The following is a 21,643-nucleotide window of genomic DNA, read 5'->3' on the forward strand; positions in this document are numbered from 1 at the left end:
ACCCTCGTGGCAAGTCGGCACACCCGTATCGCCTATGCAACAACACAACGCTTTGTTTTTTACTATACCAGGCATAACGCGGCATAGCGGTTGGGTACTTCTGCTGTGGAGTCTCGCCGTACTGCGGGCGCAGGCGCAGGAACACCTAGAGCCGATTGCCGCACCACCCGCGGCATTCCCGCAAACGCTTTCCATTACGGCTGGGGATTCTACCCCGATTGGTCTGCCGTTTTTCGAAGATTTTACCCGTCATCACTACAAAACGTCTACCGCACCGGACACCGGCTACTGGGAGCCGGGCAGTGGCGTGACGGTAAATAACGCGCTGGCCGTCAACCCGCCGAGTTTCAACGCCGCTACGTTCGACGGCCTCGACGCAAACCAGCAACCTTACGTTTCGGCCGACAAACCGCCGCAGCAACTGACCGATTCGTTGGTGTCGCGACGCATTGCCCTGGGTGGCCTGGCGGGTACAGGACAGGCCAATTCCGTTTATCTGAGCTTTGCCTGGCAGGCGGCCGGCCCGCCGGTGGTGCAGGCCCCAAGCGGACAGGAAGATTCGCTGGTGGTGCAGTTTCGTAGGCCGGATGGTGCCTGGGTTACGTTCTGGATGAAGAATGCGCAGATCCGTCGCCCGTTCCGGCAGGAAATTATTCAAGTGCCGAACGACTACCTGCACGATCAGTTCCAGTTTCGATTTCTGAACTACGGTCGGCCCAACGGCAACTACGACGTCTGGCACGTCGACTATATCTACCTGAATGCCAATCGGTACGCGGGCGATACCCTTTACATCAACCGCGAAGAATTCGCGATCAGTACCGGACCTACGCGCCTGCTACGCGACTACACCGCGATTCCTTACGAACAGTTCCAGGCCTTTACGTCGCGCCAAACCGCCGACTCGGTCTACATCACCGCCAACTTGCTGGGGACGCAGCGTCCGCTGGCCTATAACGTCTCGATTCGCAATGCGGACGACGACGTCGAACTGCGCAACCTTCGGGTGGAAAATCTGGTGACGCCGCCTTCGTACAAGCAGCAGATCCGCCTCGGCGTGCCGATCGACGACGCGCTGGTGCGGCAAGTAACTCAGGAGCCCACTACCCTGGAGTATCGGTTTATGCTGGATGCCAGCGGGGTCACCGATCCGGCGCGGCTGAACAATGACACGGCGGCGGTGCGGGCCACGTTTGGCGACTATTACGCGTACGACGACGGAAGTGCAGAGCTGGCCTATTTCCTGGATTACGGTCAGTTTGCCCTGGCTTTCTACGCACCTAAACGCGACACGCTGACGCACGTACAGTTTTACTTTGCACAAACCAAAACCAGTGGTTCGGGACGGAGTTTCCAACTGAAGGTTTGGGACAGCCTGAACGCCGACACCGCGCGCTATACGCAGAACGTGACGGTGCAGTACAACGGCGCAGCCTTCACGGAGTATAAACTCGACACGCCGCTGGTGGTGCAGGATACGTTCTACGTCGGTTATTTTCAGACGGGCTCCTCGTCGACGGCACCTGTGCGCGTCGGATTCGACGTCAACAACAAAACGCCCGATGCGGCTTACATCAACCTGGGCAGCCGCTGGACGACCTCCTCGGTTGATACGTCGGGGAATTTCATGATTCGCCCGGTGTTGCGCTCTTCTGCCCCCGTGACCTCGACCCGTCCCGACCCGGCAGCGGCGGCTTTGCGGATTTATCCCAATCCTTCGTCCGAGTGGGTAAGGGTTTCTCCAGAAAATGTGTTGGGCATCACGCCCGAACGGCTACTTTTGCGCGACATGCTGGGGCGGGTTGTTTTGGTACAACCGGTGCACCATCCTGACGATTACCGAATGGATGTGCGTCGGCTCCCGGCCGGTGTTTACGTCGTGCAATGTGAACTCAAGGGAGGTGGAGTCATCGCCCGCAAACTGATTATTACCCGCTGATGCGGTACCAGCCTTTCGTTGTTTTACTGCTCTTTCTGGCCGGGCTTGTCGCTTGCGAACCCGGCGAATGTGAGTTGGGCGGCCAGCCCAAACCCGGCATCGATTTTCATACGTTCGTGCGAGACGACGTTGGCGATTCGCTCGTCGATACGCAAGTGTCGGTCCGGTTGCTTCGGATCGAATCTCCCGGCTTTTACAATCTGGTCGATAGCCTGGCCAGTAACGATACCCTGACCACATCGCTGCTCTCGCTGCCGTTGCCCCCCCGGGGCGATCAGGTGACGTATTACCTGGAGTTTGTGGGGCAACCGTCGAGTGTGCTTGATACGTTAGTCTTGCACTACCGGGCACGGCCTGTGCTGGTGTCGTACGAATGCGGGTTTCTCACCAATTTCGATTCCCTGCGGGTGTTGAGCCACACGTTCGACTCGGTGCAGGTTCTGTTAGATACTGTCGATACGCAAAATGAAACCAACCTCCGGATCTACTTTTAAGGGCTGGATGGTGTTGGGACTGATGCTGCTGACGTCAGTGGCCACGGCGCAACGCTATACCAAAACCGATACGCTGGTCAGCCGGGGGCTTCGCGTCGGCCTCGACCTCTACGGACCGGTCTATACGTACCTGCGGCCGGAAGTGGTCTATCAGGGCGAGGGCAGTCTAGACTTGTGGATCGCCAAGAAATACTATGCCGTGCTGGAACCCGGTGTGTTCCGGTACAAGTACCAGTTCAGCAACCAATTGAGTAGTTTCGATTACCTGGCGCGTGGCTATTACGGACGCCTGGGGGTGGACGTCAACCTGTTGCAAGGCGAGGACATGGTTTACGTGGGGGCGCGTTACGGCCGAGCGGAATACCGTGAATCGTTTTCGAATATCATCATTGACCAGAGTGGGTATTTCGGAAGTGTGCAGGGAGCACCGGTGGACCGACGGTTGGTGGGCCACTGGGCCGAAATCGTAGGCGGGGTGCGGGTGCGACTCAAACCGCAGGTCTTCATCGGGTTTACCGGCCGCTTCAAATTCAAGATTGGCCTGAACGAAACCGAAGACCTGACTACCTTCCAGATTCCCGGATACGGCGTTTCCGATCGTCCCACGCGGTTGGGCATCAACTATTACCTGCTCTACAAATTCGGGAAAGCACCGGCACCCGCGGCACCTCTGAAGTTTCCCTGAGGCATTCGGACAAGACCGCACTTTTCTGAAACCGGGCCGATTTGCTACAAATCCCACGTGATTTTTGTAACATTGGCCGATGCGTATTCTCCTCGGCGTAGACATCGGCACGACCAGCGTAAAAGTGCTGGCGAGTCACCCTTCGCATGCTCCTGTAGCCTCTTCGGAAGTAACGTACACGCTACTTCACCCTGAGCCCGATTTCCGTGAACAAGATCCCGATTTCATTCTGCAGTCGGTGGAAAAGGCCATCCGGGAGGTCGTACAAAAACTCGATGCCCCTCCGGCAGGCGTCTGTTTCAGTGCCGCCATGCATAGCGTGCTTGCGGTTGATGTAACGGGCAAGCCTTTAACGCACGCGATACTCTGGGCCGATACGCGCAGTACTTCGTACGCCGAACAACTGCGGAAATCGGCAGAGGGACATGCAATTTACGAGCGCACCGGTACGCCGATTCACCCGATGACGCCGCTGTGTAAGCTGGCCTGGTTGCGCGATCATGCCCCGGAAATCTTTCAGAAGGCGCATAAGTTCATCTCGCTGAAAGAGTATTTCTTCTATCGCTGGTTTGGGCATTACGTAGTCGATTACTCCATTGCGTCGGCCAGTGGGTTGTTTAACATCTGGCAACAGCGGTGGGACGAGGGCGCACTGGCGTGGGCGGGCATTCGGGCAGACCAGCTGTCCACTCCCCTGGCCACTACCCATTGCCTGAGGGGGCTGAAGCCAGAAGCGGCCCAAGCGCTGCACTTGCCCGCCGATACGCCGTTTGTCGTGGGATCGAGCGACGGGTGTATGGCCAATTTGGGTACGGGTGGGTTACGTGCCCAGGAGGCGACCCTGACCTTGGGCACCAGCGGTGCCATCCGGCTCTTCTCTACAAAAGCTACGGCCGATCCGAAGATGCGGATTTTCGACTATCTACTGACCGACCGTTATCATTTGTTAGGTGGGCCTACCAATAATGGGGGCATTGTGCTCGACTGGGTGATGCAGAGCTTGTATCCCGATCTACAGAACGATTATAACGCGTTGATGAAACGCGTGGCCGTCGTGCCCCCCGGTGCGGAAGGTGTGCTTTGCCTGCCTTACCTGAACGGAGAGCGTGCACCCTACTGGGATGGTGGTGCGGTTGGCATGTTCTGGGGCGTGCGTGGCACCCACACGCGCGACCACATGGCACGTGCTGCGTTGGAGGGAGTGATGCTGAACATGTACCTGATTGGTCAGGCGCTGGAAGCCGTGGCAAGTCCGTTTGAAGCCATCCGGGCGGATGGTGGCATGCTGCGGACGGCTTTCATGGTACAATTGCTGGCCGACGTCTTCGGGAAACCTGTTTATGCATCCGACTCGGTGCATGGGGCAGACCGGGGAGCGATCTTGCTGGGTGCGTGGGCGTTAGGCTGGATTGGCGAAGACGCTGATGAGATGAAAGGCACGGCGGCGTCTCACGTGGTGCACCCCAACGCAGAAAACCACCAACGCTATCAGCAACTTCTTCCCGTTTTCAAAGCATTGTATACGCGTCTTAGCGACCTGCCTTAACTAGACTTCTCACCTTAAACCTACTTTCACCCTTGCCGCTGCTCATCGTTTTCCTGGGGATCATGGCACTTCTGCTGCTCATGCTCCGGTTCCGTCTCAACGCTTTTATTGCACTCACCTTAGTTTCTCTGGCCGTTGGGGTGGCCGAGGGCATGTCGCCTCCCGAAGTCGTCACCTCCATCGAAAATGGGATCGGAAGCACACTGGGCTCGTTAGTCCTGATTCTAGGGTTCGGCTCGATGTTGGGGGTGCAATTGGCAGAAAGTGGGGCGGCACAACGGATTACGTCCGGCTTGATTCGCCGTTTTGGTCCTAAACATGTACAGTGGGCTGTGGTCTTAACGGGGTTCATTGTCGGCATTCCCATGTTTTACGCAGCCGGCTTTGTGGTGCTGATTCCCATTATCTTCACGCTAGCGGCCACCACCCGACTTCCGTTGTTGTACGTAGGGATTCCGATGGTGGCTTCACTGTCGGTCACCCATGGATTTTTGCCTCCACACCCGGGGCCAACGGCCATTGCGGTGATCTACAAGGCCGACATTGGTTTGACGTTAGTATACGGTATTCTGTTGGCCATTCCTACCATCATTCTGGCCGGGCCGTTCTTTGCGCGCACACTGGGACGCATCAAAGCGCAACCGCCGGCCAATCTCTTTGATTTGCGCGAACGTACCGAGGACGAGCTTCCTTCGATGGGAGTCAGTCTGTTTACTGCCCTGGTGCCGGTTGTCTTGATTGCCGTGGCGGCCGTCGCTGATTTGTTGATGCCCGCGGAATCGCCCGTGCGGCAACTGATTGATTTTCTGGGTAACCCGAGCGTGTCGCTTCTGCTGGCCATCCTGATTGCCATCTATACGCTGGGGCTCCGGCGGGGTCGGAAAATAGGCGAGATTATGGATTCGCTGGTCGAAGCTGTAAAGAGCATCGCCATGATTCTGTTCATCATCGGGGGCGGCGGGGCGTTCAAGCAGGTACTAATCGACAGTGGGGTAGGCGATTATTTAACGGAACAGCTGCAAGATACCAGCCTATCGCCGTTGTTGCTGGCCTGGGGAATCGCGGCCGTGTTGCGCATCGCGTTGGGTTCGGCAACCGTTGCGGCGCTTACTACGGCGGGACTGGTATTGCCGCTGATCGAAGCCGGCTCTGTCAGTCCTGAACTGATGGTCCTGGCCACCGGAGCCGGTAGCTTGACGCTTTCGAACGTGAATGATTCGGGCTTCTGGATGTTCAAAGAGTACTTTGGCCTCAGCGTGGGGCAGACGTTCGCGTCCTGGTCGGTGATGGAAACAATCGTTTCGGTGATCGGACTACTCGGTGTCTTGCTGTTAGATCTATGGGTCTGATCAGTCGGCGATGACAGAAATCATCTCACGTCGCGTGTAAGAAGCCTGCAGGGACTGCAAGAACTCGTCCAGTGGGGGGAGTCCCATCGATTCCCGACGGCGATCTACTTTGTGTTCCTTTTGAATCGGGAGCACTTCAAACTGCCGCGTCTGAGGATTGAAGGCGTACTGGGAACCGTACAGTTGAGGCTTCCCTTGCTGCACCAGAATCAGATCTTCCATTTCGGCCAGTTGTTGCCAGGTCGCATCGCCGTGCCGTGCAGCACTGCGCAACGTAGAGAGGTACTTGGTTTGGATTTCAAGAGGCGCACGGGTAAGAAGCCGACACACAATGGCACTGGCCTGAGGACCGGTTTGCTCGGCCGTAGGCCAGCCGTGGGCGTCGAGTAAGGCAACCACCTTGTCTACATTCTGTTGGTCGTTCTGCTCAATCTGTGTCATCAAGGTCGACCATGCTTCGGAATACCGTCCGGTTGCGGTTTCTACCGAGTCAATCAGGCGACGGTACTGCTGGTCGGCTTCGTCGAGCGCTTCCAGTTCGCTTCTATAAGAGGGATTGGCAGCGGCCTCCCACTGGTGGACACGTTGTGTCAGGTTTTCGAGCAATGAAGCCCAGCGCGCGTCGTCATGTAACGGGCGAAGGTCACTATCTTCCTGAAGCCTCTCCAGGTCGATCCATCCCCCCCTTACTGCCGACTGCAGGTGCTGAAACGCTAGATCGGTATGGCCAATGACCGCCCGTGAACAGGCTGCATCGTACAATTGCTGTGCTGTGGGTGTTTGCAACGTGAAGGCACGTTCGTACAACATAGCTGATTCTTCGTACGACTCAATCAGGTAAGCCGACTCGGCTTGGCTGATCAGGGTATAAAAACTAGGAGAAGCTTCGGCTATGGTTGCGGTGAGGCCAGAAGTAGTCGATTGGGCGAAAACGGAAGAACTGGCTACAGCAAACAGGAAAATGGCACAGGTTTTTTGCATGCCGATACAAGGCTAGGTAGAAAGATAATGGGCTTTAAAACAGCGAATAAACCTACTGAAAGGTTTATTCGTGGTGGTTGTGTATGGACAAAACTACAGGAAATTTAGTACAGATTTTCGCTCTTTTTTGCGAATAATTCGACACTGAACAAAAGAGGACAGATCTGTGCGACTACTGCGCTAATTTCGCCTTCAGGTCCGGTAAATTGTACAAAAAAGTCATTGCATCACGCAAAAACACGGACTGACCGGCTCAAGAAGAAGAAAGCTTTTTGAATCAAAATAACATTATGTACTCGATTGTGTTGAAATAGTACATCACAATCGAGTACCTGACCGGATTTCTAAGCTTGATCGGCCGATAGGGCGTCCAGTTCAAACGAAATCTGTGCGTTTACACCATAGGAAGTGATTTTGCTATCCTTGACGTGCGCTTTCATCTCCTTGATGTAAATCGAGTGGATGTTCCGAATGGATTTGCTGGCTTCGGTTACGGCGTTCTGGGCAGCTTCGTCAAAACCTTTTTCAGACCAGGCAATCACTTCGATAACTTTGACAATAGACATGGGGATGGGAGGTTAGGTAGAACATGTGTGCTATCTACTACGCATCAGTCGTCAAGGGGTTGGCAAATGCATAAAAAAAGGCCATCCGTTCGGATGACCTGCCCTTAAAAAGTGATTTAATTACTCGTTACTCGCCATGCCTTTGGCGTTGTAGTTGTATTCATCCATCACCATGTGGACGGCTTCGGCTACTTCGTCTTTGTCAAGGTCGAAAACGTTACCGTCGATCAGACCGGACGCATACCCTTGCCACACTACTTCGTCGGTTTTGTTATCAATCAAGTGCACAATCAATGTTCCGGCATCGAACTTATAACGAACGCGATCTTCCGGCTCGCGAATCTCATCGCCGAAGTAATTTGTACCGAAGCCTTCATAGCCTGTGAACTCTGTAGGCGCATCAAATACGCGAAAGCTCACAATCAGATCGGGGTTGCTCGCGACCTGTTCGTATCCCCGTGCCTCCATTTCGTAAGCGAGGTCGGAGATGATGCGCGACTTCAATACCAAATCGTTGAGGGCGAAAATGGAGTTTGGCTCCTGAAGCTGCACCGACCAACTGTAGGTGCTGTACTGATCAAAGTCGTGGTTGGGTTGCTCGTCTGAAGCGACAATTACGCCCCCTTCACGGGTCGGTACGTCTGTCGCTGGGGAGGCATTTTGTGCCATAACTCCACATGAAAGCAAGGTAGCCATTGAGAATAATGCTAGGAATTTCATATCAAAAAGTGTTTAATTCACAATAAGATTCTCATTATTGACTACGGGAGCTTTCCTGATCATGTTTTGATCAATTTAAATTTTTTGAAAGTTGCTCTGAGAGACACGGTAAGTCCTACGAGGCTTTTGGCGTCTGATAGTAGTAATACAAAAGCACCTTTTCCAAGGCCAGCCGAATGGCCGTATTGATGGGATGGCGTTGCTCGCTCAAAGTCGGATCAATCGCGTACAGCTTCATATAATAGTCGCGTATCATGGGGACACGCCCGCCCGCGTCGATCCACGCCTGCGTCTGTTGGTACGCCTCCGCTTTTTCCTCCTTCAAAAGTTTGCAGGTAGCCAGCAACGGTTTGCCGTACTTGTTCAGGTTGGCCGCAAACCCAAAGAGGCGACAAACCAGCCCTCGGTACGCGTAATGCTCACAATTTCCTTTGCCTTGCAGGGTGCCGAACGGGTTGAAAAGTTTGCAGAGCGGATCGGCATCCGAGGTTTCGAGACGGTCTAGCCACGCTTCGGCGGTCCCCGTCTGGTACCAGTGGTATGCCAACGGAATCATTTCCAGCACGGTCGCCTCAATGTCCGGTTTCTTACAGCACTCGCCGCAGCCTGTCAGGCAGCGCAGCGGGGTTTGGTTTTGGAATTGGCGTAGCTCGCCTTCTAACGCGTGGAATACCGCTTCCACAGCTTTCACTTTTTGGGGGATGGACATGAAAATGGGTGAAAAAAGCGCGCGAAGTTAGAGGGTGGGAAGTGTTCTGCAAGCGCGGACGACGGAAATATTTTCAGAGCACCAGGCAGGCCTTCTCACGGAGCTGGCGGAGGTGCTGTTGGGTGCGCAATCCTTCGAGGGTGGCCGGTACGCTGGTCAGGATCGTATCGGCACAGAGGAAGATAACTTTGGTCTTCGCACGACTGATGGCGACGTTCAGGCGCGGGGCGGAGAACAAAAATTCGCTGACGTCGGCAATGTAGTCCGGATCGGACGTGGCGTACGAGACAATGACCAATTCCACACTCTGGCCCTGCACGCGTTCTACGGTGTCGATGATCGGCGTGTGTCGCAGGTCCGGGTACTGTTTGTGCAGTTGATTGCCAATGGCGACGATCTGGCGGCGATACGGCGTGACCACCGCGACGTCGTGCGGCGTCAGGCCCCCGCGCAGGCAGGTGCCGATCAGGCGGGCGGTCAGGTCGGCTTCGTACGGATTGGTCTGGCGGTGCAGTCGCCCCGGCGAGCGCACCCACGCGAACGACACGTCGGGGGCCAATAGCTGATCGAGAGGCGCTTCGGCTTCTACCGACAATTGCCGGAAGGTTCGGGCCCGGTTCCAGTCGCCCGGTTTCAGGAACACCACGCCCTGCGCATCGCGGTAAAACAGGTCGCCCACCAGTTCGGTTAGGCGGCGGTTCATGCGGTACGTGATGTCGAGGGGCGTAAAGTGGTCGGGATGGTGACGGGCGATGTGCTCCAGAATTGATACCGAAAGGGCGTGGTCGCCCAGCTCTTCCTGAAAAATGGGTGGCATTTGTTTCGGATCGCCGAACAACAGAACGCTGGGAGCACCCAACGTGCCGGTCAGGGCGCCGAGGGCCAGGGGCATCTGACTCGCTTCATCGATCAGCACCACGTCGGGGCGGTAAATCGCTTCGTCGCGGGCCAGGGCGAACAGCGCCGAATAAAAACTAAAACCGGTGACGGTGGCGTGCTGCACATCGCCGCTTCGCCAGAGGCGTTCGAATTCGCGAAATCGGCACCGCATCAGACGCGAGGGGAGGTCCAGTGCCTTGAGCGGATCACCGATCTTAACGACGTCGCGCTCCGGGTGCAGGGCTTTGATCTCGGTCAGCGCGTGGTTCACGGCCTGGTGGGTATGCGCCACGATGGCAACGCGGAATCCGGATTCGGCCAACACGTGGGCAATCACCGACAAGACTTTCGTTTTGCCGGTGCCGGGCGGGCCCTGCACGGCGAAGACTCCCGGCCGCTGCACACTGCGACACACGGCCCGGTACTGCGACGGATTAAGTTGGGTTTGGTGTTCGGCCAGAAAAGCATCGACCTGTTGCCGGACGGTTGCTTCGTCGGGAGCATCGGGGGGAAGGGTCGGGGTGCGTTGATAAAATAGCGTCGAAAAGAAAGGCCAGCCCGCACTGCCCGGCATCAGCCGTTCGCGAATCAGCTTGGCGACTCGCCAGCCCATGTCGAACGGCACTTCTTCCAGCCGCCACGCCGCCTGCGACGAAAGACCGTCGAACCGTTCGCCGTAGCCCGCGCGCAGGGTAATGGTGGTCGCGTCCATTCCCACCACCTCCACCTTGATTTTTTGCTGCCCGTCCGTCAGAATCACCTGATCGCCCATCTTGAACTTGGTCAGGTTCGTGGTGTAACGGAACGTCGCGGTATGCAAGTCGCAGCCGACCAGCCGCAGGTTCGACAGGATGACGCCGTCTTCTTCCAGCCCCTCCAGCGTAATGAGTTGGTTGGTCAGTTGACCCTCCAGCCCGGCCGCCGTCTCCTGGTAGATGTAATCGATCAGGGATTGGGGCGTGATGGTGTTCATACGCGTACGGGCAGGGACGCCAGATTTTCGTGCAGCCAGCGCGCCACTTCAGTTAAGGTTTCCAGGCGTTGCCGGGCGTATTCTTCCGCCGTGAGGGACGTGTTTGCGGTGTCGCGCAGGGCGAAATACTCCTGATCGCCACGCAGGTAGGCATGCAATTCGCCCAGTTCCAGGCCGGGCAGCGGCGCGTGAACGTATTTTTCAATGAAGGAAAAGACATCGAACAGCGTGACGAGGTCCAGTTGCTTCGTTTGGCGGAGGATTTTCCGTAGCGTGGCGTAATCCAACCCGTAGAGGATCAGCCGGCGGTTTTGCAGTTTGGTGGGGAGTTCGAACTGCGGTTGTTCCCACTCGTCGTAAGTGATGGGCGCACGGTACGTATTTTGCCCGATCCTGTACACCAACGCGATGGCCCGGTAGCCTTCCGGTTGTTTTTTCAGTTCCAGCGTAGCCAGAGCCGTTTTCCGGAACAGGTCGTCCCGCAGTTTCTTCCGAAACAGCACCCGTCCCTGCCGCAGTCGCTCGATAGCCTCGCGGCTCCGCTGAATCTCCACGTCCGAAAACTCCAGTTCTTCCAGTTGCGCATCCGAACAGAGGGCCAGGTCGCGCCAGGTGTGCAACCCGTGCGCTTTCAAATGCGCGAGGCGGTGCGCACCGAGGTCGGGGAGAAGCGACAGGCTGTCGGCGGCCTGGACGCGCGGCATGCACTCGTACCGGTACTGGCAGGTCATGCAATTGCGGCTCAGCACCGGCGGATGCTTTTCGTTGAGTTCCTCCCAGGCTAGCCGCCGCACCGCCATCAGGTCGTAGTACGTTTCCCGCAGGATCGTCTCCACCAGCGCCACTTCCACTTCCTCGCGTCGTCCGTCGCCCATGATCAGGAACGCCCGTTCGGGGGCAGTGCCCTGCAGGCCGGTCAGCAACCGGCTGTACCAGCCGATTTGCAACAGGTTGTGCAACGTCACGGTTTTCGAACTTTTGATGTCGCCCACCTGGTAGAGATGCCCCAGCCGGTAGCCCGGCCCGCTGGCCACGCGCTCCAGGATGTCGGCAACGCCCACGCGCTCGGGGCCGAGCAGTTGCGCCTGCAAAATTACCGGCTCGCCGCCGCGCATGGCCTTTTCGGTCTGCACCAGCCGTTCGGCTTCGGTCTGTCCCGTCACCTCAAACGCCCCGGCGTACTGCCGTTCGATCACCTCCTTTTCGTACTGCAATCCTTCCTGTTGCATCGCGCGCAGCGCCAGCGGCACCGGCGCCTTCAGGGCCGAGGTCGCGTGGTAGTTGAACCAGGCTTTGCGGGGGCAGTTTAAATACGCGCCAAACTGGTGACCGTTGGTCGGTTTGGGCTGGGGACGAAACGCGTCGGGGTGCATGTCCACTAATGTACGCAGGTCAAAAGCGCTTTCGCAAGTGACGGAGGGGCGGTTAGTGCAACTTCGGTAAATCGCGGTAGGCAATCAGGTGGATGCCGCGCCGCTCGATGGCGGCTTTTACGCGCGGATCGGTAAACGCTTTCGTGACGCCCGCCCGGTCGGCCGCGACGTGCTCGTAGCCCTTGTGGCCGACGGCCCGCAATTCCGGCGTGTCGTAACCCGGGTGATCCACGAACAGCCACTTGCCCGACGGCACGGTGTCGAGCCAGGCGATCAGGTTTTCGATTTTCTCGTCGGCGGTGGTCCGGTTGCCGCCGAAGCCGGGCGCCCGCTGCACGCCGTAATCGGTCGGGTCGATGTCGATTCCATATTCCGTCGCCAGACGATCCACCAGGTCTGCCACCTGCGGGTCGATGCCCGACATGCCCATGTGCGCCGAAACGTGGCTGATACGCGGCAGTGCTTTCGTCGCCCGTTCGATCTGTGCGCGCAGTTCCTGTTCGATCTCCTGCACTTGCCAGTCCTGTTCCAGCAAAAATGTGTTTTCCGGCCGCAGGTCGTCGTTGGGCCAGAGAAACGGATGGAAATAGCCCGCTTCGGTCGTGAGGCTGGGCGCGTGCGTCAAGGGTGACCATTTGAGGTGTTCCCACTCGCTCGTGAGACACAGGTGAATCCCTACGTCGATGTCGGGATGCTGTTGCAAAAGCGCCACCGCTTCCGGAAACCAGGGCGTCGGCACCATCAACTCCACTGTCCGCGAAATGCCATTTTCACACGCTTCAATGCAGGCCTCGTTCACCGTATGGGCAAAGCCGATGTCGTCGGAGCGGAAAAGGATGTAAATGTCCTGACGTTGGGCGCAACCGCCGTACGTCACCAGCAGAACAAGTACCGAAAAGAGAAGGCGTAGCGGCATGGTAGGAGGGGGGAAGGTGTCGAGAGGAAAAGTACAGATTTCCTGTCAATCGGCGCTCCACAGTGCGCGTGGAATAGGCCGGGCTTTAGCCGCGCGACCAGGAAAATGGGGCATGTTGATGAACACGCCAATAGTAAAATTATTTTATTGTTTTTCGATAAATATTTATCGAAATTTGGAATGAAGTTTTACGCTCTTTCTCATGAAAAAGAAAACCACGCAAATTCTGAATCTGCTGCACGTACTCACCTGGATCATCTTCATTGGTTTGCTCGTCCAGACCGGGACCTTTCTTGTGTCGTACGTCGTCAGTCTGTTCAACCCGCAAGCCGCCCAGCACCTTTACCTGGGGATCGACCTGTCCGCCCTCCGAGGGCACGACGTCCGCGCCTATTCCGCTGTGCTCTCCTTCATCATGGGCATTTCTGCCCTGAAGGCCTACATCGCCTATCTGGCAATCCGCATTTTCTCCTGCCTTAATGTCGCGCATCCGTTCAGTGCCGAAGTCGGGCAGTTGATTGCGCAAATCAGTCAGATGACGCTGAGCGCCGGAATCGTCGCGGTCATCGCGCAGGGTTACAGCAAGTGGCTTCTGAAACAGGGCATGGCGGTGGCCTATGCATGGGGCAGCGAAGAACTGCTTTTTCTGGCGGGTGTTATCTTCCTCATTGCGCAGGTCTTCCGGAAGGGCATCGACATCCAGGCCGAACAGGAACTAACGATCTGAGCCCATGCCGATTGTCGTGAACCTGGATGTGATGATGGCCAAACGGAAAATGTCGCTGAGCGAACTCTCAGAAAAAGTCAACCTGACGCTCGCCAACCTCTCGATTCTGAAAACCGGAAAAGCCAAAGCCGTCCGTTTCAGCACCCTCGAAGCCCTCTGCGAAGCCCTGGACTGCCAACCCGGCGATTTGCTGGAATATCAGGAGCTCTCCTGACGTTCGGCGACGAACTTTAAAAACGACACAGCCAGGAACGTTGATTTCACTGTTCAGGCGGCGGGTAGCTTTCGAGCGTTGCTGACCGAACTGCCCCTGACTTTGATCACCGGATCTTTCTTCCGAGTAAAAAGTGATGGCCGCAGGCTTCTGCGACCTCTGGTTTGCCCGTGGCCTAAAACGGAACGCGTAAAAATCAAAGTGATCAACATGAGGCGTAGCGTGAGCGACAAGCACGATGCCGCAAGCGCTGATGTTACGGCAAACGTTGCTTTCGCAGCAAGTGCTGGAATGCCATTAAGCTGCCCATCTGTCGGTAGGCCTAGCGGTCTGAAAGTTTGTCAGTTCGATCCGTAGCATATCTTTGTCCGATGATGCAAACCTACGTGGAGCCTCTGTGCGAGCAACAAAAGCACAGGCCCGCACCGCCTGCGGCGCGGAAAGGAAAAAAACGTTCTTTTGTCTGGAAACGCCTCTTTCTGCCATCCCTGTTCCTACTGCTCCTAACCGGACTGTGTACGGAAACCGGATGCGGCCAGGCGAACTCGCCCGTCACCTATCAGAATCCGGTAATCGCCGGCGATTTCGCCGACCCTTCTGTGATACGTGTCGGCGACACTTATTATGCCGCCGGTACCTCCTCTGAGTGGGGACCTGCCTATCCGCTGTACGCTTCCTCGGATCTGGTCAACTGGCAGTACATCGGGCCGGTGTTTCACGACCTCCCTGCCTGGACGATGGGAAGCTACTGGGCTCCCGAGCTTTTCTTCCGGAACGGGACCTTTTATGTGTACTATACGGCCCGCCGTAAATCGGATCAACGCTCCTACATTGGTGTCGCTACCACAACCGACCTGCGCCAGGGATTTACCGACCACGGCTGTCTGCTGGAGTGGACCAAAGAGGCCATCGATGCCTTTGTGGTAGAAGAAAAAGGAACGCTTTACATCACCTGGAAAGCCTACGGGCTGGACGACGACAAACTCATTCAGCTACTGGGACGGGAACTTACGCCGGACGGTCTGCACGTCACCGGTGAAGTCTTTACGCTCCTTGAAGCGGACACGACCAACTGGGAAGCCGGTGGGATGGAAGGGCAGGCGCTGTTTAAACATGGAGACTATTATTATATGACCTACTCCGGGAATGCCTGTTGTGGTCCGACCTGCAACTACCAGGTGGGGCTCGCCCGTGCCAGACAATTGCAGGGACCCTGGGAAAAGTTTGCAGGAAATCCGGTCTTGAGCGGAGGACCGGATTGGAAATGTCCCGGACACGGCACCGTAGTAACTACCGCCGACGGCCGCGATTTTTACTTGCATCATGCCTACCGGGCCACCAGTTTTACCACCACCGGGCGAGAAGGAGTGCTGAGTGAACTGGTGTGGGACGAGCAGACCGGCTGGCCGAAATTTCGCTACGGTACCACCCCCCCGCTGCAAGCCGCTTCTCCCCTGGGCCGAGCGCAAACGCAGGACTGGCAGATTGCTACCCGTTTCGACCACCCTGCGCCGATGGCCTGGGTATGGGATGTAAGCCAGCCAAAGCCTGATTACGCGATTCGAAAAGGCCAGTTGCGGGTGAAAGCGCCGGCATCTGCCACGACTGTCGGAAGCTTTCTGGGGCAGATCATCCGGAAAGAACGCTTTGCCTTTTCTGCCGAGGTATGGCCCCAAGCAGCTGTTTTACAAGGAGTCTGCGTATACGGAGATGGGGCTAATGCCCTGGGGCTGGGTGTCCGTCACAACACACTGGAACTTTGGCAGGTCAAAGAAGGAAAACGGGAAGTGGTCCAGACCTTTGCTTTGCCACCCGGCAAAACTCCGGTTACCCTCTCGGTGGTCTATCAGCCCGGCGCGGCCTATCAATTTCACTGGCAGCGCCAAGGCGAGCCCGTCACGTCTACAGCGCCGATTGTGCTGGCGGGTGATTTTTTGCCGCGCTGGGACCGGGCTCCCCGGGTGGGTATCCACGTACAAGGTGAGCCGTTGGCTACAGGCGTGTTTGAAGCGGTGCAGCTTCGCTACGAGTAAGCCTTTCTTCTGTGTAGTTGCGGCCTCAATTCGCCGATAATGCCTCCCGCACCTGTGTCCGCAGGGCCGGATACCGGGCGTCGTCGGGATACTGTTTGATGAGCCGATCCAGTGTCCGGAGGGCTTCCGGCAACTCGCCCAATTGTAACAAAGCCTGCACCCGATTTTCGTACGCCAGCCGGTAGTCGGGGTAAAGGGCTAGGGCTTGGTCGAACAACGCCAGCGCTTCTTCCCATTGCTCCGTCTGCAACCGCAGGTAGCCTAAGTTCAGCAACGATGCCTGGTGTTCGGGCTGACGTTGCAATACCTCCAGGTAAGTGGCGGCAGCCGCCTCGGGTTGACCGGCAGTTTCGTAAGCGGACGCGAGTGCAAAGCGGTACTCCAGGTGATCGGGCGCCAGATTCACCGCGCGGCGGTGCCAGTCGAGGGAAGGAAGGCCCTGCCGAAGGCGCATTTCGGCGACGTAAAAACAGGTGGCCGGATCGTCTACCTGCGAGGGTGTCAGCGCCTGCCAGGACGGCGCGAGCGGTTGCTGTTGCAGGTACGCCAGTTTGATCTGCGCGTCGCGCTCCAGTGCCTGGACAAACGTGGCTACCTGGGCCAGGTAAGCCGGATTCTGGTCAAATTGCTCGTAATAATTCAGGTACGCCAGTGCCTGGTTCCGTTCGGAAGGATGGTCGGAAGTAAAACTTTTGAGCTGCATCGGCGAAGCCGCCGCCGTAGTCGCGAAGCTCAGCGAATCCCGATGAATGCCGATTTTATGGTCGGTCGTCGCCACGTGCGGAATGTCGCCGGGACCGCGCTTGGGCATGTGGCACCGTACGCAGTTGTTGTCGACCGCCAGCCGCGCCTCCGCGTGTTCGGTGCAGGCGTCGGGGGCGGGATGGCACGACTGGCAGGTCGCGTTGTAGGAAACCTGCGTGGCCAGGGGCTGGTGGGGGGCGTGGCAGGGTGTACAGGTCAGCACCTTCCCCGAACCCAGAAAGCAGGGACTTTGCTGGAGCCGTTCGGCGTGTGAGGCAAAGCCGTATTCCGTTGTTGCGTCCGTAACGGGCAGAAAAATTTCCTGATAATCGGCGAGGGGTTGGCCGGGGCGGTACGCCTGCGGGTCCCGACCGGGTTGGGCTACTACCACGCCTTCCAGATGGCACTGACGGCACACGTCGAATTGCAGCGTGGCGGTGAGGTACTTCGGATTCACGATGGTCGAATCCCGTTGCCCTTTCGTCGCACGTGGCCCCTCTTCCCAGTACTGCACGTGCGTGCTGCCGGGGCCGTGGCACGTCTCACACCCGATGGCACCGCCGACCTCGGTAAACCGGTTCAGCGAATGCTCCACGTACGCCTGTCCGCTGCCGTGGCAACTCAGACACGCCTCGCCCACCAGCCGATCGAACCGGGTGTTGTGTCCCGCTTCGTAGCCCGGACTCAGGTCCCAGAGGCCTCGTTGGGCATACCACGTCAGGGGCATTTCGTAAAGATAGCCGTTCACCTCGCGCAGGTACGAGCGCGTCTGATTTCCCGAGCCGATGACGTAGGCCACGCGCTCTTCGCGGTAGTGAGTCGTGTCGGCGCGGCCTTTTGTACGAAACTCCGCTACGTAGAGGGTGTCGTGGCGCCAGAAGGCCCGGTAATGAAAGTCGAGTGTAGGGTCGTACACGGGCGGGGCCGCAAAATTTTCGAAGCGGTCGAGCGGATGCGGGGCATGAAACGAGCGGCCTTTGCCAGTGTGCTGGTAAGCGTCGTACACTTCTGCGTGGCACGACCGACACGCAGCCGAACCCACGTACGCCGCCTGGGTTACAGAACCTGTAGTGGGTTCATCTTCAGGAACTTCCGTAGGCTTGGAGTCGCACCGGCCGAACACCGCCAGCACAAGCGCGTATAACACTACAGAAGCGACCACATACCATTTTCTCCGAAAAACTCCCACGTTCATTCTGTAGGCCTGGTTTCTCCCGAAAGTTGCAAGTAGAGGGGAGGCGGAAATCCCGGAACGAAAATACGGGAAAACCAGTATAATACCCTAGCTAACAAGATACTTCATGAAAACCTATTATAAATCCTATTTTTTGCTCTTACTTTTCTGCTTCGTCGGGTTTCAGTCCTGCCAGCGGTCAGGGGGAGGGGGGAGCCGCACGGCCAACCTTTCCGACCGGGAAGCCGCCAAGGAAGTGAACCTGAAACGCGACGACGAATACCTCCGGGTGATGACCGACGGCCGCCTCGATCTGCCCGATTCTTCCATCAAAAAGGCCGTAGAACAGCAGGTGATGAACCTGAACCAGCGCACGTTTTTTAAAGACCGGAGCGCACGCGAAGCGCTGACCAAGGCGCTGCAAACGTTTTATGCCGATCGCGACTACCGGCTGGCCTGGAACGGAGGCGACGGGTTGTTGCCGCAGGTCGATTCGTTGCTTCTGGCGCTGCAGGCCGCTCCGGCCGACGGCCTTTCGCCAAACGATTATCCTGTAAACGACATTGTTCGGGCACGGGCGGCAATCTTCAGCGACAGCATCGACCGCGCTACGTTGAAACTGGGCGACTTTTTACAACTGGATTTTCTGTTGACCAGCACGTTTCTGACCTACGCCAAACACCTGCACGCCGGGCGGGTCGATCCGAACGAATTACACGAGCAGTGGTACCTGAACGTACCCGAGGGTAACTACGCAAAAGCCCTGGAAGATGCGCTTCAGCAGAACCGTGTCCAGACCATTTTGTATTCCCTGCGTCCGGAAGAAGAGCAATACGGCCTGCTGCGCGAGCAACTGGCCGCGTACCGCGAGCTGGCCAAACAAGGCGGCTGGCCAAAAATTAACCCGGCGAAAGGTGTGTTGGAAAAGGGCGACCGCGAAGCCGCCGTGGCCGTGTTGAAAAAACGCCTGATCCTGACCAACGACCTGACGCCCGACAACGCCTACGCGGAAGACAGCACCTACTTCGATGAGGCGCTGGCCGCCGCCGTTGCCAGCTTTCAGGAGCACCAGGGCACAAAAGTCGACAGTGCGGTAGGGCCGACCACCCTGACGTTGCTCAATGTGCCGGTCGAACAGCGCATCCAGCAACTGGCCTTGAATATGGAACGCATCCGCTGGATGCCCCGCACCAGAGGCGACTACTACCTGCAAGTCAACATTCCGGAATTTAAGCTGCACATCTACCGCAAGGGCAAAGAAGACCTGTCGATGCGGGTGATTGTGGGAAAAGACTTCACCAACGAGACGCCCATTTTCAGCGACAGCATGTCGTACATCGTGTTCAGCCCAACCTGGACAGTACCGCTGAGCATCGGGCGCGACGAAATTCTGCCGCATCTGATCAAAGACCCTACCTGGCTGGATCGTAACAATTACGACATCTACCGGACGTGGCACGACGGCGAGTCGCCCATGACGGCCAAAGAGATCGCCAAAGAAAAGTGGGCCGACATCGATCCGGAAGAGTTCAAATACCGCGTCGTGCAACGGCCGGGCGACGGCAATGCGCTGGGCCGCGCCAAGTTCATCTTTCCCAACAACATGAACATCTACCTGCACGATACGCCGGGCCACCACTTGTTTTCGCAGGAAGTACGCGACCTGAGCCACGGATGCGTGCGGGTGGAATTTCCGGCGCAACTGGCCGAGTACCTGTTGGACGACAGACGCCAGTGGGATACCGAAAAAATCGACGAGGCGATGCACCAGGAAGAGCCCGTCACCGTCACCCTACCCGAAAAATTGCCGGTAAATATCATCTACCAGACGGCCTGGGTCAACCAAGAAACGGGGCGTGTCAGCTTCTGGCGCGATGTGTACGGGTACGACGACGCCCAGCTCAATGCCCTGGGACAGGAAGCAACGCCGCTGGCCTACGAAACGACCGGGCGCTAGGCGCGCTTCGCCACACGACATGGTCTTATGCACGCGGTGCTTCCTTCGGGAGGGACCGCTTTTTTGTGGAAAGGGCAAAAGATCGGCCGCCTAAACCAGATTTCCGGTTTTTCTGGTGCCCGAAACAGTATATCTGGCCTACATTGCATTCTATTTCCCAAAAAATAATCGCTACTTATGTTCCCAACTGATAAGACAAAACGTCCCGAACGCATCCTCCAGTTTGGGGAAGGAAACTTCCTCCGGGCTTTTGTCGACTGGATTGTCCAGTCGATGAACGACAAAACCGATTTCGACGGCAGCGTCGTGGTGGTACAGCCCATTGCGCAGGGCATGGTCGATCTGCTCAACCAACAGGACAGTCGCTACACGCTGTACCTGCAAGGCATCCGGCAGGGCCAGGTCGTTAGTGAGCATCAGGTGATCGACAGCATCAGCCGGGGGCTGAATCCCTATACCCAGTGGGACGCGTTTCTGCAAACCGCCGAACAGCCCGAGATGCGGTTCATGGTGTCGAACACGACCGAAGCGGGCATTGCGACCGACGCCAACGACTGGTCGGACCAGACGCCGCCGACTACGTTCCCGGCTAAGCTGACCTGCTGGCTGCAACGCCGCTACCAGACGTTTGGCGGCGCCGCCGACAAGGGCATCATTTTTCTGCCGTGCGAACTGATCAACTACAACGGCGACAAGCTGAAGACCGCCATGCTCTACTACGTCGATCTGTGGGGCCTCGACGAAGGATTCAAAGCGTGGATTGAAGCGCACTGTACGTTCTGCAACACGCTGGTCGACCGCATTGTGCCGGGGTTCCCGCGCGACCGCATCCAGGAAATCCACGAGGAGCTGGGCTACAAAGACCAGTTGGTGGTAGAAGGGGAACAATTCCACCTCTGGGTAATCGAAGCGCCCGAGTCCGTACAGAACGAGTTCCCGGCCGACCGGGCGGGCCTGAACGTCAAGTTTGTGCGCGATATGCAGCCGTACCGCACGCGGAAAGTCCGCATCCTGAACGGAGCCCACACCACCATGGTGCCGGTGGCCTACCTCTACGGCCTGCGCACCGTCCGAGAGTCGGTCGAGCACGACGTGGTTGGGTCGTACATCCATCAGGCCATTTTCGAGGAGATCATCCCGACCCTGGACCTGCCCCGCGAAGAGCTGGAAGAGTTTGCGAACGACGTGCTGGAGCGGTTCCGCAATCCCTACATCCAACATTACCTCATCAGCATTGCACTCAACTCCACTTCGAAGTTCGAAACGCGTGTGTTGCCGTCGCTGCTCACCTACCAGGAACAGACCGGCAAATTGCCGCAGCGGCTGGTATTTGCCCTGGCGGCGCTGATCCGGTTCTACAAAGGAGACGTGGACGGCGAGTCGATCGACCTGAAAGACGATCAGGATACGCTGGATCTGTTTGGTGAAATCTGGAAAGGCTGGGACGGCACCGACGCGGGGCTGCGCCAACTGGTGGAGATTGTGCTGGGCTACGAGAAAATCTGGAAACAGAACTTGAACGAGGTGCCCGGCTTGACCGACGCCGTGGCGGGCTACGTAAAAGCCATCGACGAGAAAGGCATGAAATCGGCCCTGGAAGAAGCCGCCTTCGCGGAGGTAAATTCCGGTTCCTGAGTCTTTAGAGAAGTTATATGAGCAAAGCC

The 21,643-nt window shown here is 57.3% G+C and carries 18 protein-coding genes; 10 read left to right on the top strand and 8 right to left on the bottom strand.

The features are described 5' to 3' along the window. Positions 1 to 34: 34 nt before the first annotated feature. The 5 genes from BLR44_RS00955 to BLR44_RS00975 all read left to right on the top strand — a co-directional run bounded on the left by BLR44_RS00955 (position 35) and on the right by BLR44_RS00975 (position 6,013). Positions 35 to 1,939, top strand: a complete 1,905-nt coding sequence (locus tag BLR44_RS00955) for a T9SS type A sorting domain-containing protein (RefSeq protein ID WP_089678003.1) — start codon at positions 35 to 37, stop codon at positions 1,937 to 1,939. Next, complete coding sequence (locus tag BLR44_RS00960; protein ID WP_089678006.1) at positions 1,939 to 2,433, top strand: DUF6452 family protein; 495 nt, start codon at positions 1,939 to 1,941, stop codon at positions 2,431 to 2,433. The genes BLR44_RS00955 and BLR44_RS00960 overlap by 1 nt, the downstream gene beginning before the upstream one ends. Then, a complete protein-coding gene (locus BLR44_RS00965) occupies positions 2,405 to 3,118 on the top strand; it encodes a DUF6048 family protein (protein WP_143017049.1) in 714 nt (237 codons plus the stop codon). Before BLR44_RS00960 ends, BLR44_RS00965 begins: the two co-directional genes overlap by 29 nt. 79 nt (positions 3,119 to 3,197) lie before the next feature. Then, positions 3,198 to 4,664 (top strand): gluconokinase, encoded by a 1,467-nt coding sequence (locus BLR44_RS00970; protein WP_089678010.1) that lies wholly within the window; start codon positions 3,198 to 3,200, stop codon positions 4,662 to 4,664. Between the two features lie 32 nt (positions 4,665 to 4,696). Next, positions 4,697 to 6,013, top strand: a complete 1,317-nt coding sequence (locus BLR44_RS00975; protein WP_089678012.1) for a gluconate:H+ symporter — start codon at positions 4,697 to 4,699, stop codon at positions 6,011 to 6,013. Here BLR44_RS00975 and BLR44_RS00980 read toward each other — a convergent pair whose 3' ends face one another. The 7 genes from BLR44_RS00980 to BLR44_RS01010 form a co-directional block, all read right to left on the bottom strand. Then, positions 6,014 to 6,994, bottom strand: coding sequence for a DUF6624 domain-containing protein (locus tag BLR44_RS00980; RefSeq protein ID WP_089678014.1), 981 nt, complete (start codon positions 6,992 to 6,994; stop codon positions 6,014 to 6,016). It abuts the gene before it with no gap. A gap of 344 nt (positions 6,995 to 7,338) precedes the next feature. Further along, positions 7,339 to 7,560 carry a dodecin family protein gene (locus tag BLR44_RS00985; RefSeq protein WP_089678016.1) on the bottom strand — a complete coding sequence of 74 codons (222 nt, stop codon included), beginning with the start codon at positions 7,558 to 7,560 and terminating at the stop codon, positions 7,339 to 7,341. Positions 7,561 to 7,680: 120 nt separating this feature from the next. Continuing rightward, the gene (locus BLR44_RS00990) at positions 7,681 to 8,229 is read right to left on the bottom strand and encodes a DUF4136 domain-containing protein (RefSeq protein WP_218126984.1); all 549 of its coding nucleotides are present in this window, start codon (positions 8,227 to 8,229) and stop codon (positions 7,681 to 7,683) included. Between the two features lie 166 nt (positions 8,230 to 8,395). Continuing rightward, positions 8,396 to 8,989 carry a YkgJ family cysteine cluster protein gene (locus BLR44_RS00995; protein ID WP_089678019.1) on the bottom strand — a complete coding sequence of 198 codons (594 nt, stop codon included), beginning with the start codon at positions 8,987 to 8,989 and terminating at the stop codon, positions 8,396 to 8,398. 73 nt (positions 8,990 to 9,062) lie between these two features. Further along, on the bottom strand, positions 9,063 to 10,841 hold the full coding sequence (locus BLR44_RS01000) for a DEAD/DEAH box helicase (RefSeq protein WP_089678021.1): 1,779 nt from the start codon (positions 10,839 to 10,841) through the stop codon (positions 9,063 to 9,065). Next, complete coding sequence (locus BLR44_RS01005) at positions 10,838 to 12,214, bottom strand: hypothetical protein (protein ID WP_089678023.1); 1,377 nt, start codon at positions 12,212 to 12,214, stop codon at positions 10,838 to 10,840. The genes BLR44_RS01000 and BLR44_RS01005 overlap by 4 nt, the downstream gene beginning before the upstream one ends. Positions 12,215 to 12,266: 52 nt before the next feature. Further along, positions 12,267 to 13,130: a ChbG/HpnK family deacetylase gene (locus BLR44_RS01010; RefSeq protein WP_089678025.1), complete on the bottom strand. Its 864-nt coding sequence runs from the start codon at positions 13,128 to 13,130 to the stop codon at positions 12,267 to 12,269. A gap of 202 nt (positions 13,131 to 13,332) precedes the next feature. Between BLR44_RS01010 and BLR44_RS01015 the strand changes: the two genes are divergently transcribed. The 3 genes from BLR44_RS01015 (at position 13,333) to BLR44_RS01025 (ending at position 16,104) form a co-directional block, all read left to right on the top strand. After that, positions 13,333 to 13,857 carry a DUF2975 domain-containing protein gene (locus tag BLR44_RS01015; RefSeq protein ID WP_089678026.1) on the top strand — a complete coding sequence of 175 codons (525 nt, stop codon included), beginning with the start codon at positions 13,333 to 13,335 and terminating at the stop codon, positions 13,855 to 13,857. Between the two features lie 4 nt (positions 13,858 to 13,861). Then, positions 13,862 to 14,071, top strand: a complete 210-nt coding sequence (locus BLR44_RS01020; RefSeq protein WP_089678028.1) for a helix-turn-helix domain-containing protein — start codon at positions 13,862 to 13,864, stop codon at positions 14,069 to 14,071. Between the two features lie 371 nt (positions 14,072 to 14,442). After that, positions 14,443 to 16,104, top strand: coding sequence for a glycoside hydrolase family 43 protein (locus tag BLR44_RS01025; protein WP_245705942.1), 1,662 nt, complete (start codon positions 14,443 to 14,445; stop codon positions 16,102 to 16,104). A gap of 25 nt (positions 16,105 to 16,129) precedes the next feature. Here the strand turns inward: BLR44_RS01025 and BLR44_RS01030 are convergent, their stop codons facing one another. Further along, positions 16,130 to 18,043: a tetratricopeptide repeat protein gene (locus BLR44_RS01030; protein ID WP_089678030.1), complete on the bottom strand. Its 1,914-nt coding sequence runs from the start codon at positions 18,041 to 18,043 to the stop codon at positions 16,130 to 16,132. Between the two features lie 106 nt (positions 18,044 to 18,149). On the opposite strand from BLR44_RS01030, the gene BLR44_RS01035 reads away from it, so the two are divergent. Next, positions 18,150 to 19,979: a L,D-transpeptidase family protein gene (locus BLR44_RS01035; RefSeq protein WP_089678032.1), complete on the top strand. Its 1,830-nt coding sequence runs from the start codon at positions 18,150 to 18,152 to the stop codon at positions 19,977 to 19,979. A gap of 177 nt (positions 19,980 to 20,156) precedes the next feature. After that, complete coding sequence (locus tag BLR44_RS01040; RefSeq protein ID WP_089678034.1) at positions 20,157 to 21,614, top strand: tagaturonate reductase; 1,458 nt, start codon at positions 20,157 to 20,159, stop codon at positions 21,612 to 21,614. The last annotated feature ends 29 nt before the right edge of the window (positions 21,615 to 21,643 follow it).

It is taken from the genome of Catalinimonas alkaloidigena (assembly GCF_900100765.1).
Lineage (GTDB): Bacteria > Bacteroidota > Bacteroidia > Cytophagales > Flexibacteraceae > Mooreia > Mooreia alkaloidigena.

Coding starts and splice junctions, on each gene's coding strand:
- BLR44_RS01005 (WP_089678023.1), bottom strand. CDS start 12,214: ATGCACCCCGACGCGTTTCGTCCCCAGCCCAAACCGACCAACGGTCAC.
- BLR44_RS00970 (WP_089678010.1), top strand. CDS start 3,198: ATGCGTATTCTCCTCGGCGTAGACATCGGCACGACCAGCGTAAAAGTG.
- BLR44_RS00985 (WP_089678016.1), bottom strand. CDS start 7,560: ATGTCTATTGTCAAAGTTATCGAAGTGATTGCCTGGTCTGAAAAAGGT.
- BLR44_RS00980 (WP_089678014.1), bottom strand. CDS start 6,994: ATGCAAAAAACCTGTGCCATTTTCCTGTTTGCTGTAGCCAGTTCTTCC.
- BLR44_RS00995 (WP_089678019.1), bottom strand. CDS start 8,989: ATGTCCATCCCCCAAAAAGTGAAAGCTGTGGAAGCGGTATTCCACGCG.
- BLR44_RS01020 (WP_089678028.1), top strand. CDS start 13,862: ATGCCGATTGTCGTGAACCTGGATGTGATGATGGCCAAACGGAAAATG.
- BLR44_RS00955 (WP_089678003.1), top strand. CDS start 35: ATGCAACAACACAACGCTTTGTTTTTTACTATACCAGGCATAACGCGG.
- BLR44_RS01015 (WP_089678026.1), top strand. CDS start 13,333: ATGAAAAAGAAAACCACGCAAATTCTGAATCTGCTGCACGTACTCACC.
- BLR44_RS01035 (WP_089678032.1), top strand. CDS start 18,150: ATGAAAACCTATTATAAATCCTATTTTTTGCTCTTACTTTTCTGCTTC.
- BLR44_RS01010 (WP_089678025.1), bottom strand. CDS start 13,130: ATGCCGCTACGCCTTCTCTTTTCGGTACTTGTTCTGCTGGTGACGTAC.
- BLR44_RS01000 (WP_089678021.1), bottom strand. CDS start 10,841: ATGAACACCATCACGCCCCAATCCCTGATCGATTACATCTACCAGGAG.
- BLR44_RS00990 (WP_218126984.1), bottom strand. CDS start 8,229: ATGGCACAAAATGCCTCCCCAGCGACAGACGTACCGACCCGTGAAGGG.
- BLR44_RS00960 (WP_089678006.1), top strand. CDS start 1,939: ATGCGGTACCAGCCTTTCGTTGTTTTACTGCTCTTTCTGGCCGGGCTT.
- BLR44_RS01030 (WP_089678030.1), bottom strand. CDS start 18,043: ATGAACGTGGGAGTTTTTCGGAGAAAATGGTATGTGGTCGCTTCTGTA.
- BLR44_RS00965 (WP_143017049.1), top strand. CDS start 2,405: ATGAAACCAACCTCCGGATCTACTTTTAAGGGCTGGATGGTGTTGGGA.
- BLR44_RS01040 (WP_089678034.1), top strand. CDS start 20,157: ATGTTCCCAACTGATAAGACAAAACGTCCCGAACGCATCCTCCAGTTT.
- BLR44_RS01025 (WP_245705942.1), top strand. CDS start 14,443: ATGATGCAAACCTACGTGGAGCCTCTGTGCGAGCAACAAAAGCACAGG.